The following is a 15,632-nucleotide window of genomic DNA, read 5'->3' as shown; positions in this document are numbered from 1 at the left end:
GCTCAACACGAACTCTCACCTCGAAACCAGGGGCGATTATCATACCAGCCCGTAGGACGATCCCCAATCTCAACCCTTCATCCAGAAGTATTAAATGGATATCCCTGGGCGATAATATCCATTAGCGCGGGCAGATAAGACATGGATGGCAATTTCACCAGCGACGGATAGAATATTTGCGGCGAAGGGAATACCTCCACCACGTAGCACTGGCTAAGTTTGTCAGCATCAACTTCGGAAGACGGCAGCAGCGTCGCAGCCTCAAGGCCAGATTCGAGCCAGTCGAGGATCACCCCCGGCTGGGTAATATGCATAATCACCTTCGCATTTACCCCGGACTTACGAAACAGATCCATCAGCATCTCGTAAGTCCCTGAATCCTTTGCCCGATGCAGCAACACCAGCGGCAGCACCGCCAGTGAAGTGTAACTGTACGGATTTGACGGCGGCCCAGACAGACATTTTTTATTAATCACCGCCATCAGCTTGATCGGGTCAAAAGAGACATAATCAAAGCCTTCGCTTCGATAGGGCCGCTGTATTAACGCCAGGTCGATTGCGCCTTCTGTTAATAATGTCTCAAGATGGCTGGAGTCGGTAACGGAGATATTTATCGATGTTTCAGGGTTACGCCGATATAGCTCCATTAAGAGCGGTTTAAAATAATTCTGATAAAGATGCGTTAAGCCAATTCGCAATTCAGTTCTGTTTTTCTGTGCGATATCTGTTGTTTCACGGGCGGCATCTTCTACCTGACGTAATATTTCGCAGCCTTTGCGATAAAGAAAAAAGCCGGCTTCAGTCGGTTCAATGCGGTTACCACGACGAACAAAAAGCGATACCTGAAGCTCCTCTTCCAGCTCCTGAATCCGCTTGCTGAGCGGCGGCTGAGCCATGTTCAGTGATTTCGCCGCCTGGCTGACGGAACCGTGCTCCACCACCCGGCAAAAGTAACGTAAGCGCTTTAAATCCATCATTGCCACCCATGATTTATCTTCTTATCAGTATCACACTTACGCAGCTAAATAAAAAGCCAGCGCCGCTTCACCTCATATTGATTAATCATCCGTTAACACATTCTTAAAATAAACTTTTTTGATCTACTGAGCCTCCGCTAAACGGTATTTGTTTAAAAGGGCGATGAAAAATATTGTGCCGGTAGCAAAACTGCTTTTCTGAAGGAACATCCCATGGCAAATACTGATAACAAAACAGTACATGATTTACGCTCAGCGCTCGAACTCCTGAAAACCCTTCCCGGCGAATACGTCGAAACCGATACTGAAGTTGACCCGCACGCGGAGCTCTCCGGGGTTTATCGCTACGTTGGCGCAGGCGGCACCTGCCAGCGTCCGACTCGCAAAAACGGCCCGGTGATGGTGTTTAACAAAATCAAAGGATTTCACGATATCAGCGTGGCGATTGGCCTCAACGGCTCCCGCCAGCGCGTCAGCCATTTTCTCCAGTGCGAATCAGCAAAGCTGGGGCATCTGCTTAAAGATTCGGTAGAAAACGCAATAGCGCCGGTGATGGCTCAAGGTCCAGCGGTATGTCAGGAAGTGGTACATCTGGCAAGCGATGCCGATTTCGATCTGCGCAAACTGCTGCCTGCTCCAACTAACACCGAAGAGGACGCCGGACCGTATATCACCATGGGCCTGTGCTACGCCTCCGACCCGGAAACCCACGAATCCGACATCACCATCCACCGCCTGTGCGTACAGAGCCGCGACGAACTCTCCATGTGGCTGACGCCGGGCCGCCATATCGACGCCTTCCGCATGAAGGCAGAGGCCGCTGGCCAACCGTTGCCGATTTCGATCAGCATCGGTGTCGATCCGGCCATTGAGATTGCCGCCTGCTTCGAGCCGCCGACCACGCCGCTGGGCTTCAACGAACTGAGCATTGCGGGCGCGCTGCGCGGCAAAGCGGTTGAAATGGTGCAGTGTAAAACCATCAATGAAAAAGCCATCGCTCACGCCGAGATCGTCATTGAAGGCGAACTGCTGCCAAACGTGCGCGTACGTGAAGATCAGAACACCAATACCGGCCGCGCAATGCCGGAATTCCCGGGCTATACCGGTGAAGCCAAAGAGGCTATCCCGGTGATTAAAGTGAAAGCGGTCACCCATCGCATCAACCCTATCTGGCGCACCACCGTCGGGCCGGGCGAAGAACATGTGAATATGGCAGGTATTCCGACGGAAGCCAGCATTCTGGATATGGTGGAACGCGCGATGCCGGGCAAACTGCTGAACGTTTTCGCCCACTCCGCTGGCGGCGGCAAACTACTGGCAGTGCTGCAATTTAAAAAATTCTCCCCAGCCGATGAAGGGCGTCAGCGCCAGGCGGCCCTGCTGGCCTTCTCCGCCTTCCCGGAACTGAAGCACGTAATTCTGGTAGATGAAGACGTGGATATTTTCGATAGCGACGACGTACTGTGGGCGATGCAAACCCGCTATCAGGGCGATGTCGACACCATTACCATCCCCGGCGTGCGCTGCCACCCGCTCGACCCGTCCCAGGTGCCGGAGTACAGCCCGAGCATCCTGCAACAGGGGATGTCCTGCAAAACCATTTTCGACTGTACGGTACCGTTCCACCTGAAGCACAACTTCCAGCGTTCCAAATTTAAAGACGTGGACGTGAAGCGCTTCCTGCCGGATTTCGAATAAAGGAGACCCCCATGACGGCACGCATCATCATTGGTATCAGCGGAGCATCAGGATTTCAGTACGGTGTGAAGGCGCTGGAGTTACTTCGCCCACTTCCCGTTGAAGTCCATCTGGTGGTCTCAAAAGGCGCGGAGAAAACCTGCGCACTGGAGACGGATTATCAGTTGGACGAGGTGATGGCGCTGGCTGACGTGGTGCATCCCATTGGCAATCTGGGGGCTTCTATCTCCAGCGGTTCATTCAAAACGCTGGGGATGCTGGTCGCCCCTTGCTCAATGCGCTCTTTGGGTGCCATTGCCTACTGTCTGACCGACAACCTGCTCACCCGGGCGGCAGACGTGGTGCTAAAAGAGCGCCGCCGTCTGGTGCTGCTGGCCCGCGAAACGCCGCTCAACCTCGGTCATATTCGCAATATGCTGGCGGTGACGGAAATGGGCGGGATTTTGTTCCCACCGGTTCCGGCGCTTTATCAACGCCCGCAAACGGCAGACGACATCATTACTCATAGCTTGAATCGCGCGCTCGACCTGTTTGACCTTGAGGTCAACAACATCCCTCGCTGGGGCGAGGGCGAGCTAAGTTTTAATTAACCGGAAATTGTTCAATGTTAATCGGCCCATATGTAAATGGAACCGCCGTGATTATTGGCGGACTTATTGGCGCAGCGGCGGGCGGTAAGCTCCCCGATCGCGTAAAAACGGCGCTGCCGATGACCTTCGGCCTGTGCTCCGTCGGTCTTGGCATTACGTTGGTTTTGAAAGTGAAATATATGCCCGCCGTGGTGCTGGCGATGGTGATCGGCGCAATTCTCGGTGAACTGCTGCATCTGGAAAAGGGCATCGGTAAAGCGGCAGGCTCAACGCGTGGCTTTATCAATAAAGTGCTTCCCCCGGTGCAGGGCCTGAGCCACGAAGAGTTCACTGAGAAATTTGTCGCTATCCTGGTACTGTTTTGCGCCAGCGGCACCGGCATTTTCGGGGCGATGACTGAAGGGATGAGCGGCGACCCGTCAATCTTGTACATCAAAACGATTCTCGATCTGTTCACCGCCGGGATCTTCGCCACGCTGCTGGGTTACGCGGTGATGACTATCGCTATCCCGCAGGTCATTATTCAGGTGGCGTTAGCGATGCTGGCGGTGGTTATCCTGCCGATGATCTCGCCTGAAATGATGGCGGATTTCTCCTGCGCAGGCGGGCTGCTGATGGTAGCGACAGGATTGCGTATCTGTAACATCAAGCTGTTCCCGGTCGCCAATATGCTGCCCGGACTGGTTCTGGTGATGCCATTCTCCCATTTATGGGCGACGCTGGTTGCCTGATAGAATCTATCGTCGCGTATCATAATGATTTGATTAAGCTCATAATGATACGCGGCGCGCGGCTTTTTTTCTCCCTCCCCTCCCCATACCGGCCACAACTTTTAACGTCATCACAGTTCCTTGACTTACCCACCGTAATTTCCGCTTCTGGCGTAATTCTTGCCTGTTTTAGGTATTGGCTTGCGAGCCAAATCTTCATTTCAGGGGGACGACTATGGAATCGCGAGAAGCGACCGTTACCGGTGAGTCATGTATGCGCGTGGATGCCATTGCCAAGGTGACCGGGCGGGCCAGATACACCGATGATTACGTGATGGCAGGCATGTGTTATGCCAAATATGTTCGCAGCCCCATCGCGCATGGCTTTGCCAACAGCATCAATTGCGACGATGCCAAAAATGTGCCCGGCGTGCTGGCGGTATTTACCTGGGAAGATGTACCGGATATTGCATTTGCCACCGCAGGCCACGCCTGGACGCTGGAGGCGAGTAAACGCGACGCCGCCGACCGCTATCTGCTGACCCGTCACGTCCGTCATCACGGTGACGCAGTGGCGATTGTGGTGGCCAGGGACGAACTGACCGCCGAGAAAGCGGCGCTGCTGGTTAAGGTCGACTGGCAGCCATTGCCGGTGATAACCACCCCGGAGGCCGCGCTGGCTGAAGGAGCCGTCGAAATCCATCCCGGCGGCAATCTGCTCAAACAGAGTGAAATGGCCGCCGGAGACGTTGCCGGGGCGATTGAAACCGCAGACCTGCAGATTCAGGGGCACTATCAAACGCCGGTCATCCAACATTGCCATATGGAGACCGTCACCTCATTTGCCTGGATGGAAGAGGATTCCCGCATCTCCATCGTCACCAGCACCCAGATCCCCCACATCGTGCGCCGAGTCGTCGGTCAGGCGCTCGGCATTCCGTGGTCCTGCGTGCGGGTTATTAAGCCCTATGTCGGCGGTGGTTTTGGCAATAAACAGGATGTGTTAGAAGAGCCTATGGCGGCCTTCCTGACCAGCAAGCTCGGCGGCATTCCGGTGAAGGTCTCGCTCAGCCGCGAAGAGTGCTTTCTCGCCTCCCGCACGCGACATGCGTTTACCATCGACGGACGGATGGGCATCAATCGCGACGGCATCTTAAAAGGCTACAGTCTCGACGTGCTGTCTAACACTGGGGCGTATGCTTCGCACGGCCACTCCATCGCCTCGGCGGGCGGCAACAAAGTGGCGTATCTCTATCCACGCAGCGCCTACGGGTACCGCTCCACCACCTGCTATACCAACCTGCCCTCGGCGGGCGCGATGCGCGGATACGGCGCGCCGCAGGTCGTCTTTGCGGTGGAAGCAATGATCGATGATGCCGCTACCGCGTTGGGGCTGGACCCGATAGATGTCCGCTTACTCAACGTCGCCCGCGAAGGGGACGCCAACCCGCTCACCGGCAAAATTATCTACAGCGCCGGGCTGCCGGAGTGCCTGCAAAAAGGCCGCGAGCTGTTTGAATGGGATAAACGCCGCGCTGAATATCAGAATCAGCAGGGCGATATCCGTCGCGGCGTCGGCGTCGCCTGCTTTAGCTATACCTCCAACACCTGGCCGGTCGGCGTTGAGATCGCCGGGGTTCGCCTGCTGATGAATCAGGACGGGACGATCAACGTCCAGAGCGGCGCGACGGAAATTGGTCAGGGGGCCGATACCGTATTTGCGCAGATGGTGGCGGAAACCGTCGGCGTCCCGGTGAGCAATGTCCACGTGATTTCAACCCAGGATACCGATGTCACCCCGTTCGATCCCGGCGCGTTTGCTTCGCGGCAAAGCTATACCACCGCGCCCGCGCTGCGCAAAGCGGCGCTGGAATTGAAAGAAAAAATCCTCACGCACGCTGCTGTCATGCTGCATCAGTCGGCCATGAGCCTGACGCTTATCGGCGGCAATATCGTCCTTATCGATCGTCCCACACGCCCACTGCTGTCGCTGAAAGACCTGGCCATGGACGCGTTTTATCATCCGGAACGCGGCGGTCAGCTGTCGGCGGAAAGCTCGGTGAAAACCACCACCAATCCCCCAGCCTTCGGCTGCACGTTTGTTGACCTGAGCGTCGATCTTGCCCTGTGTAAAGTCACGATTAACCGGATCCTTAACGTCCACGACTCTGGTCATATTTTGAATCCACAGCTGGCGGAAGGCCAGGTGCACGGCGGAATGGGGATGGGCATCGGCTGGTCGCTGTTTGAAGAGATGATTATCGATGCCGACAGCGGCGTGGTGCGTAATCCCAACCTGCTGGATTACAAAATGCCGACCATGCTCGATCTCCCGGAACTGGAGAGCGCGTTCGTTGAAACGCTGGAGCCGCAATCCGCCTACGGGCATAAATCGCTCGGCGAGCCGCCGATTATTCCCATTGCCGCCGCCATTCGTAACGCGGTCAAAATGGCGACGGGCGTCGCTGTCGATACGCTGCCGCTGACGCCAAAACGGCTGTTCGAGGCGTTTCACGAAGCGGGTTTGATTAAAGGATAAGACTATGTTTGATATCGCGACCTACCATCGCGCCCCGGATATCGCCGGGGCCATCGCGCTGCTGGCAAACAATCCGCAGGCGAAACTGCTCGCGGGCGGCACTGACGTTTTAATTCAGCTTCACCATCACAACGCTCGTTATCGCCATATTGTGGACATCAACGCCTTAGTGGAGCTGCGCGGCATTACCCTCACTGAGCACGGCGGGATTCGCATCGGCTCCGCCACCACCTTTAGCGAGCTTATCGACAATCCCTTAGTCCAGCGCCATCTTCCCGCTCTCAGTGCGGCTTCCGCTTCAATCGCCGGACCGCAAATTCGTAACGTCGCCACCTACGGCGGCAACATTTGCAACGGAGCGACCAGCGCCGACTCTGCCACCCCGACGCTGATTTACGAGGCCTCGCTGGAGATCCATTCGTCGAAAGGCGTGCGCTTTACGCCGATCAACGGCTTCCACACCGGCCCCGGCAAGGTATCCCTTGAGCACGACGAGCTGGTGGTGGCGTTTCACTTTCCTGCCCAGCCCGCCGCGTTTACCGGCAGCGCACACTATAAATATGCCATGCGCGATGCCATGGATATTTCCACCATCGGCTGTGCCGCGCGCTGTTGTCTGGAGGGAGGGCGCATTCGCGAGCTGCGGCTGGCATTCGGAGTCGCTGCCCCCACGCCCATCCGCTGCCAACACGCTGAACAGAGCGCGCAAAACGCCCCGTTAACCCGGCAAACCCTTGAGACACTCGGCGAAGCGGTATTGCAGGACGTCACCCCGCGCTCCTCCTGGCGCGCCAGCAAAGCATTTCGTCTGCACCTTATCCAGACGATGACAAAAAAAGTGGTCAGCGAAGCCGCGATCGCGGCGGGGGGAGAATGGCAATGAATCACAGCGACAGAATCACCATCGAATGTCGAATCAACGGAATGGCCTTTCAGCTAAGCGTCTCGCCGGGTATGCCGCTCTCCGAGCTGTTGCGCGAACAGGGGTTATTGAGCGTGAAACACGGCTGCTGCGTCGGGGAGTGCGGCGCGTGCACCGTTTTGATTGATGGAACGGCGATAGACAGCTGCCTGTATCTCGCCGTCTGGGCCGCAGGCAAGGAGGTTCGCACGCTGGAGGGAGAGCAGCAGGCCGGGCAGCTGTCACCGGTGCAAAAAGCCTATGCAGAATCGGGTGCCGTTCAGTGCGGGTTCTGCACGCCGGGATTGATTATGGCGACCACCGCCATGCTCGCCAAGCCGCGCAGTCAACCGCTAACCGTGCTGGAGATCCGCCGGGGGCTGGCGGGAAACCTGTGCCGCTGCACCGGCTATCAGATGATCCTCCAGGCCGTACAGGCCTGCGAGAAGCAGGAATAACGCGCGTCGGATATCGCCTCCGGGAAATACAGGTTCGTGCGCTCTGCGGGTTTGGTAGCCCGGACAGATGCGCAGCATCGCCTCCGGGAAATGTGCCAGATCTGATGCCTCTGCGTGGCTTCATCCCGGGGGCGGCGCTCGACGCGCCTTGCCCGGGCTACGGGTCCGCGCGCTCTGCGGGTTTGGTAGCCCGGACAGATGCGCAGCATCGACTCCGGGAAATGTGTCAGATCTGATGCCTCTGCGTGGCTTCATCCCGGGGGCGGCGCTCAACGCGCCTTGCCCAGGCTACGGGTCCGTGCGCTCTGCGAGTTTGGTAGCCCCGACAGATGCGCAGCATCGACTCCGGGAAATGTGCCGTTCAGACGTTCAGCAATTCATATTTCTTAATCTTGCGATAGAGCGTGGCAATACCGATGCCCAGCTCGTCCGCCGCCTGTTTTTTATTGTGATGCCGGGACAGCGCTTCGCGGATCATCTGTTTCTCCATCTCCTCAAGCGCGGTGCCTCCGGCGTCGTCGGCCAGCACGTGCAGCACCTCAGCGGGCGCGATATCACGCTCGGGCGCTTTGCCGTTATTGAGCAGATTCGGCGGCAGCAGCGTGCTATCAATCACCTCTCCCGAGGGGACAACGTTAACCAGATACTCCATCAGGTTGCTCAATTCCCGCAGATTGCCCGGCCAGCGATGATACTTCAGCAACGTCACCACATCCGGGGCGATGCCGGGGTAAACCAGGCCAAGCCGACGGGTATGCAGATGCAGAAAGTAGTGCACCAGCAACTCGATATCATCCTGACGTTCACGCAGTGGCGGCAGGGTTAACGGGATGACGTTAAGCCTGTAGAAAAGATCTTCGCGGAATTTACCCTCGGCAATAAACAGCCCGAGGTTCTGATTGGTGGCGGAGATTATGCGGATATCCACCTGCACCGGACTGCTGGCACCGAGAGGCAGAATTTCCCGCGCCTCAATAGCCCGCAGCAGCTTCGCCTGGAGCACCAACGGCATATCGCCAATCTCATCAAGAAATAGCGTCCCGCTATTGGCTGCCTGAATCAGACCGGTTTTACCGTTGGCGGACGCCCCGGTAAATGCGCCTTTCACATAGCCAAACAGTTCGCTTTCCAGCAACTGCTCCGGAATAGCGGCGCAGTTGATAGCGATAAAAGGTTTATTTTTGCGATCGCTGAGCTTATGAATTGCCCGGGCGACCACCTCTTTCCCGGTACCGCTTTCGCCGACAATCATCACGCTGGAAGGGCTCGGGGCAATACGACCAATCAACTGCTTAAGCTGGCGCATCACCCGACACTCACCGACCAGTTGCTCAATATGCGGTTCATTATCGGCTAACGCCACGACGGTACTGGTATGCGACTGATGAAAGGCCATCAGGAATAATTGCCGCCCCTGAACATTATGCAGCTGACCAATAATGAGTTCGCTTTTATCATCCCACGAAACAATATGTTGCATATGCCCGTGCGTAAAATTACTTTCAAAGGTGAGCGGTCTGAAGCGCACGGATTTACCCGTCATGGTGTTTTGCATCACCCCGAGTATTTTTAGTGCCGTTTGATTAGCAAACTGCACTCGATTATCTTCATCAATAACCAGCACCCCTTGATCCATATTCTCGATCATCGTCGCGAATATTTTACTGATGCTGTCATTGCCTCCCTGATCTTGCAGAAGTTTCGAAACAAAAATGGTCGATATATGGCGAACGTAATCGGAGAACTCGCGCAGATTATCGTTAATATGCTCCTGCTGTTCATGGGTAACGGCAATCAAACTTATCACCCCCACGCAGCGGTCTTGTAAAATAACCGGCGTGCCCAAAAAGGCTTTCTCACGGCAGTTGTCTTTACTGTCACATCCTTCACAGAGCGGATCGTGGCGAGAATGGGTGACCACCTTTTCCTGCTGGGTTTCCAGAACAAAGCGCAATAGCCTTGAATTGCTGCTTAGCGGACGCCCCAGAAACTTGCCGTAGGCACCGGTACCCGCCACGCGGCACAGGTGTTCGTCGACAATCTCTACCTCAAGTTGCAAAACGCTGGCCAGCATTCTGGCAAAGCGCTGAATAGTCGGTTGAATCTGCATCAAAACGGATTGCGTTGTTGCGAGGACCATAGACTTACCTTCCGGCATCACTTAAGCGGTAGATCGTTGAGGATATCGATGACTGCAAGAGGATATGATACTAACTCAGAAAAAAACGGCTTTGATAAAAAGCGGGTTGTTTATCATTTTGTCATGATAATTATGCAAGAGGTGTCACATTTCTATATCAATATGAGAATTACCCCAGCTTATTTATCAATATGACGATTTACCCCCCGTCCCTTAATATTATTCCCATTTTCTTTATAAAGATGAAAAATGATATTTAAAAAGCCAAACGTTTACGTCGATTAATTCCCGCCAATAACATTGTTAATTTGTGATCGCAGCCACAAATAACCGCCCTAAAATAGGACTAACGCCGCCTTGAATTAATCTTGGCACACTTATTGTTAGTTGATGGTATCGCTGTGATATCGCGCAGTCACAGCCGTTAAGCCACCTTGCCGTCATTCCACTACCGGGACCTTATAATGAAAACTGTTAATGAGCTGATAAAGGATATCAATTCGCTGACCTCGCACCTTCACGAGAAGGATTTTTTATTAACGTGGGAGCAAACGCCGGATGAACTAAAGCAAGTCCTCGACGTCGCCGCCGCGCTGAAGATGCTACGCGCTGAAAATATCGCGACCAAAGTCTTCAACAGTGGATTAGGGATTTCTGTTTTCCGCGATAACTCCACCCGTACCCGCTTCTCTTATGCCTCGGCCCTCAACCTGCTCGGCCTCGCCCAGCAGGATCTCGATGAAGGCAAATCGCAAATCGCCCACGGCGAAACCGTCCGCGAAACGGCCAACATGATCTCGTTTTGCGCCGATGCGATCGGTATTCGCGACGACATGTATCTCGGCGCGGGCAACGCCTATATGCGTGAAGTCGGCGCAGCGCTTGACGACGGTTACAAGCAGGGCGTGCTGCCGCAGCGTCCGGCGTTAGTTAACCTGCAATGTGATATCGACCACCCGACGCAGGCGATGGCAGATCTGGCCTGGCTACGCGAGCACTTTGGCTCGCTGGAAAACCTCAAAGGCAAAAAAATCGCCATGACCTGGGCGTATTCCCCGAGCTACGGTAAACCGCTCTCCGTGCCGCAGGGGATTATCGGCCTGATGACCCGCTTCGGTATGGACGTCACGCTGGCGCATCCGGAAGGCTATGACCTGATTCCTGATGTTATCGAAGTGGCAAAAAGCAACGCCAACGCCTCCGGCGGCAGCTTCCGCCAGGTGACCAGCATGGAAGAGGCCTTTAAGGACGCCGACATCGTCTATCCGAAGTCATGGGCCCCTTACAAAGTGATGGAAGAGCGTACCGAATTACTGCGCGCTAACGACCACGCGGCGCTGAAAGAGCTGGAAAGACAGTGTCTGGAGCAGAACGCGAAGCATAAAGACTGGCACTGCACCGAAGAGATGATGGAGCTAACCCGCGACGGCGAAGCGCTGTATATGCACTGCCTGCCAGCGGATATCAGCGGCGTCTCCTGTAAAGAAGGCGAAGTTACCGAAGGTGTGTTCGAAAAATACCGCATCGCCACTTATAAAGAGGCCAGCTGGAAGCCTTACATCATCGCCGCGATGATCCTCGCCCGCAAATATCCGAAGCCCGGCGTCCTGCTGGAACAACTGTTGAAAGAAGCGCAACAGCGCATGAAATAACCCCCGAGCCGACCCGCCGGTCGGCTTTCCCTTCCGGAGGCCAATAAGGATAGGATATGTCCGTTTTCACACTGAAGATCGATATTGCCGACAACCATTTTTATAACGGTGAAACGTCGCCCCTCTTTTCGCAAAAACAGGCCAAAGTGGCGCGCCAGTTCCATCAGCAAATTGCGGGCTATCGCCCAACGCCGCTCTGCGCGCTGGACAGCCTGGCCAGCCTGTTTGGCGTGAAAAAAATTCTCGTCAAAGATGAATCAAAACGCTTTGGGCTGAACGCCTTCAAAATGCTCGGCGGTGCCTATGCCATCGCCCGCCTGCTGTGCGAGAAATATCACCTTGATATCGAGACGCTCTCGTTCGCGCAGCTCAAAAACGCCATCGGCGAAAAGATGACCTTTGCCACCACCACCGATGGCAACCACGGTCGCGGCATCGCCTGGGCCGCGCAGCAGCTCGGGCAACATGCGGTGATTTATATGCCGAAAAGCTCCGCTCAGGAGCGCGTCGACGCCATTCTCAATCTCGGCGCTGAATGCATCGTTACCGATATGAACTATGACGACACCGTTCGTCTGACCATGCAACACGCGCAGCAAAACGGCTGGGAGGTGGTGCAGGATACCGCCTGGGAAGGTTACACCAAAATTCCGACCTGGATTATGCAGGGCTACGCGACGCTTGCCGATGAAGCCGTAGAGCAGATGCGCGAAATGGGCGTCACGCCAACTCACGTACTGTTGCAGGCGGGGGTCGGCGCGATGGCGGGCGGCGTGCTGGGCTACCTGGTGGATGTTTATGGCCCGCAAAACCTGCGCAGCATTATCGTTGAGCCGGATAAGGCCGACTGCATTTATCGCTCGGGCGTCAAGGGCGACATCGTCAACGTTGGCGGCGATATGGCAACCATCATGGCCGGTCTGGCCTGTGGCGAACCTAACCCGCTCGGCTGGGAAATTCTGCGCAACTGCGCCACGCAGTTTATCTCCTGCCAGGACAGCGTCGCTGCGCTGGGCATGCGCGTGCTGGGTAACCCATACGGCGACGATCCGCGAGTGATCTCCGGCGAGTCCGGTGCCGTAGGCCTGGGCGTTCTGGCGGCAGTACACCATCACCCGCAGCGTCAGGCCCTGATGGAAAAACTGGCACTGGATAAAGACGCCATCGTGCTGGTTATCAGCACCGAAGGCGACACCGACGTGAAGCACTATCGCGAAGTGGTCTGGGAAGGCAAACATCCGGTCACCCCGTAATCCCCTAATGAGAACAGGCTCCCAAGGAGATACGGGAGTGAAAACTGGAGAACAATAATGGCTAAGCACATTCCCTTTAAACTGATTCTGGAAAAAGCACACGACTACCAAGCCGACATGACGCGCTTCCTGCGCGATATGGTCGCCATCCCCAGCGAGAGCTGTGATGAAAAACGCGTGGTTCACCGCATCAAACAGGAGATGGAAAAAGTCGGCTTCGATAAAGTCGAGATCGACCCGATGGGCAACATTCTCGGTTATATCGGTCATGGCCCGCGGCTGGTGGCGATGGACGCCCATATCGATACCGTGGGGATCGGCAATATTAAGAACTGGGAATTTGATCCGTATGAAGGCATGGAAACCGATGAGCTGATCGGCGGACGCGGCACTTCCGATCAGGAAGGCGGCATGGCATCGATGGTGTATGCCGGGAAGATCATCAAAGACCTCGGCCTGGAAGATGAGTACACCCTGCTGGTGACCGGTACCGTGCAGGAAGAGGACTGCGACGGCCTGTGCTGGCAGTACATTATCGAACAGTCCGGCATTCGCCCGGAATTTGTCGTCAGCACCGAGCCGACCGACTGTCAGGTGTATCGCGGACAGCGCGGGCGTATGGAAATCCGTGTTGATGTACAGGGCGTCAGCTGTCACGGCTCTGCACCAGAGCGCGGCGATAACGCGATCTTCAAGATGGGGCCGATTCTCAATGAATTGCAGGATTTGTCGCAGCATCTGGCTTACGACGAATTCCTCGGCAAGGGCACGTTGACGGTTTCCGAGATCTTCTTCACCTCGCCGAGCCGCTGCGCGGTGGCGGATAGCTGCGCCGTCTCTATCGACCGCCGTCTGACCTGGGGCGAAACCTGGGAAGGCGCGCTGGACGAAATCCGCGCCCTGCCCGCCGTGCAAAAAGCCAATGCGGTGGTGTCGATGTACAACTATGACCGCCCATCCTGGACCGGATTAGTTTATCCGACCGAATGCTACTTCCCGACCTGGAAAGTCGAAGAGGATCACTTCACCGTCAAAGCGCTGGTCAATGCTTATGAAGGGCTGTTCGGCAAAGCGCCGGTGGTCGATAAGTGGACCTTCTCCACCAACGGCGTCTCGATTATGGGACGTCACGGCATTCCAGTGATCGGCTTTGGTCCGGGTAAAGAGCCGGAAGCCCATGCGCCAAACGAGAAAACCTGGAAATCGCATCTGGTCACCTGCGCCGCCATGTACGCCGCCATCCCGTTGAGCTGGCTGGCAACAAAATAATCATCCCTCTGCATCCCCCGGCTTACCGGGGGATTTCTGGAGTCTGCTATGCGCGTACTGATTAAAAACGGAATCGTCGTTAACGCTGACGGACAGGCAAAACAGGATTTGCTGATAGAAAACGGTATTGTTCGTCAGCTCGGCGACAATATTACGCCACAGCTACCTTGCGAGATCGTCGATGCGGCCGGCTGCTACGTCATGCCCGGCGGCGTGGACGTGCACACCCATTTCAACATTGACGTCGGCATTGCCCGTAGCTGTGATGATTTTTTTACCGGTACCCGCGCGGCGGCGTGTGGCGGTACAACAACCATTATCGACCATATGGGGTTTGGCCCGACAGGCTGCCGATTACGCCATCAACTGGAGGTTTACCACGGTTACGCCGCGCATAAGGCGGTGGTCGATTACAGCTTCCACGGGGTCATCCAGCATATCAATCACGCCATTCTTGATGAAATTCCGATGATGGTTGAAGAGGGGATCAGCAGCTTTAAGCTCTACCTGACCTATCAGTACAAGCTCAACGACGATGATGTGCTGCAAGCGCTGCGCCGCCTGCACATCTCCGGCGCGCTGACGACGGTCCATCCGGAGAATGATGCCGCCATTGCCTGCAAGCGCGCCGAGTTTCTTGCCGCCGGGCTGACCGCGCCGCGCTATCACGCCCTGAGCCGCCCGCTGGAGTGCGAGGCCGAGGCCATTGCCCGGATGATCAATCTGGCGCAGCTCGCCGGGAATGCGCCGCTGTATATCGTCCATCTCTCCAACGGTCTGGGGCTGGATTATTTACGCCTGGCAAGAGCTAACCACCAGCCGGTGTGGGTAGAGACCTGCCCGCAATATCTATTGCTGGATGAGCGCCGTTATGACGCACCTGACGGGCTGAATTTTATTCTCAGTCCGCCTCTGCGCAACGTCCGCGAGCAGGACAAACTCTGGTGCGGCATCAGCGACGGCGCAATCGACGTGGTCGCCACCGACCACTGCAACTTTTCGATAGCCCAGCGCCAGCAGCTCTCTGGCGGCGATTTCAACCGCTGCCCGAACGGTCTGCCCGGCGTGGAAAACCGCCTGCTGCTGCTCTTTTCCAGCGCCGTGATGAGCGGGCGCATCACGCCAGAACGCTTTGTCGATATGACCAGCGCCATGCCGTCCAGGCTGTTCGGCCTGTGGCCGCAGAAAGGTCGGCTGGCCCCGGGTTCCGATGGCGATGTGGTGATTATCGACCCGAATCAAACGACGGAAATTCGTCACGCCGAACTGCATGACAACGCCGACTACTCCCCATGGGAGGGCTTTCGCTGTACCGGGGCGATCGTCAGAACCCTTTCGCGCGGTGAAACCCTCTTTTGCAAAGGGGAATTTAACGCCAGAGCGGGCCGGGGCCGCTTCCTGAGACGCAAACCGTTTAGCCATCCCTGGCATACTGAATAAGTGAG

The 15,632-nt window shown here is 56.0% G+C and carries 12 protein-coding genes; 10 read left to right on the top strand and 2 right to left on the bottom strand.

All coding sequences use genetic code 11. The features are described from left to right. Positions 1 to 77: 77 nt before the first annotated feature. A complete protein-coding gene (locus tag AC07P6_RS04875) occupies positions 78 to 974 on the bottom strand; it encodes a LysR family transcriptional regulator (RefSeq protein ID WP_478316940.1) in 897 nt (298 codons plus the stop codon). Positions 975 to 1,190: 216 nt separating this feature from the next. On the opposite strand from AC07P6_RS04875, the gene AC07P6_RS04870 reads away from it, so the two are divergent. The 6 genes from AC07P6_RS04870 (at position 1,191) to xdhC (ending at position 7,873) form a co-directional block, all read left to right on the top strand. After that, positions 1,191 to 2,675: a UbiD family decarboxylase gene (locus tag AC07P6_RS04870; RefSeq protein WP_304253467.1), complete on the top strand. Its 1,485-nt coding sequence runs from the start codon at positions 1,191 to 1,193 to the stop codon at positions 2,673 to 2,675. Positions 2,676 to 2,686: 11 nt separating this feature from the next. After that, complete coding sequence (locus AC07P6_RS04865; RefSeq protein WP_478315764.1) at positions 2,687 to 3,265, top strand: UbiX family flavin prenyltransferase; 579 nt, start codon at positions 2,687 to 2,689, stop codon at positions 3,263 to 3,265. Positions 3,266 to 3,279: 14 nt separating this feature from the next. Then, positions 3,280 to 3,996, top strand: a complete 717-nt coding sequence (locus AC07P6_RS04860; RefSeq protein ID WP_478315763.1) for a DUF554 domain-containing protein — start codon at positions 3,280 to 3,282, stop codon at positions 3,994 to 3,996. Positions 3,997 to 4,210: 214 nt separating this feature from the next. After that, on the top strand, positions 4,211 to 6,514 hold the full coding sequence (gene xdhA, locus AC07P6_RS04855; protein ID WP_478315762.1) for a xanthine dehydrogenase molybdenum-binding subunit XdhA: 2,304 nt from the start codon (positions 4,211 to 4,213) through the stop codon (positions 6,512 to 6,514). A gap of 4 nt (positions 6,515 to 6,518) precedes the next feature. Next, a complete protein-coding gene (gene xdhB, locus AC07P6_RS04850; RefSeq protein WP_478315761.1) occupies positions 6,519 to 7,397 on the top strand; it encodes a xanthine dehydrogenase FAD-binding subunit XdhB in 879 nt (292 codons plus the stop codon). Then, on the top strand, positions 7,394 to 7,873 hold the full coding sequence (gene xdhC, locus AC07P6_RS04845) for a xanthine dehydrogenase iron sulfur-binding subunit XdhC (RefSeq protein WP_478316939.1): 480 nt from the start codon (positions 7,394 to 7,396) through the stop codon (positions 7,871 to 7,873). The genes xdhB and xdhC overlap by 4 nt, the downstream gene beginning before the upstream one ends. Before the next feature lie 361 nt (positions 7,874 to 8,234). On the opposite strand, the gene AC07P6_RS04840 is transcribed toward xdhC, so the two are convergent. Then, complete coding sequence (locus AC07P6_RS04840) at positions 8,235 to 10,013, bottom strand: sigma-54 interaction domain-containing protein (protein WP_304253476.1); 1,779 nt, start codon at positions 10,011 to 10,013, stop codon at positions 8,235 to 8,237. A gap of 464 nt (positions 10,014 to 10,477) precedes the next feature. On the opposite strand from AC07P6_RS04840, the gene ygeW reads away from it, so the two are divergent. From ygeW to hydA, 4 genes are read left to right on the top strand one after another with little or no spacing between them, the layout of a single operon-like run. Further along, entirely contained in the window at positions 10,478 to 11,665 is a 1,188-nt protein-coding gene (gene ygeW, locus AC07P6_RS04835) for a knotted carbamoyltransferase YgeW (RefSeq protein WP_130624347.1), read from the top strand. 56 nt (positions 11,666 to 11,721) lie between these two features. Further along, positions 11,722 to 12,918 (top strand): diaminopropionate ammonia-lyase, encoded by a 1,197-nt coding sequence (dpaL, locus tag AC07P6_RS04830; protein WP_478315760.1) that lies wholly within the window; start codon positions 11,722 to 11,724, stop codon positions 12,916 to 12,918. A 57-nt stretch (positions 12,919 to 12,975) separates the two neighbouring features. Beyond that, a complete protein-coding gene (locus AC07P6_RS04825) occupies positions 12,976 to 14,187 on the top strand; it encodes a YgeY family selenium metabolism-linked hydrolase (RefSeq protein ID WP_110276681.1) in 1,212 nt (403 codons plus the stop codon). A 48-nt stretch (positions 14,188 to 14,235) separates the two neighbouring features. Next, complete coding sequence (gene hydA, locus AC07P6_RS04820) at positions 14,236 to 15,627, top strand: dihydropyrimidinase (protein WP_112217319.1); 1,392 nt, start codon at positions 14,236 to 14,238, stop codon at positions 15,625 to 15,627. The last annotated feature ends 5 nt before the right edge of the window (positions 15,628 to 15,632 follow it).

The sequence above is a fragment of the Klebsiella sp. GFKo11 genome, from assembly GCF_056490265.1.
Note: the sequence above shows the minus strand (reverse complement) of the source record. Positions and strands in the feature narration are given on the sequence as shown.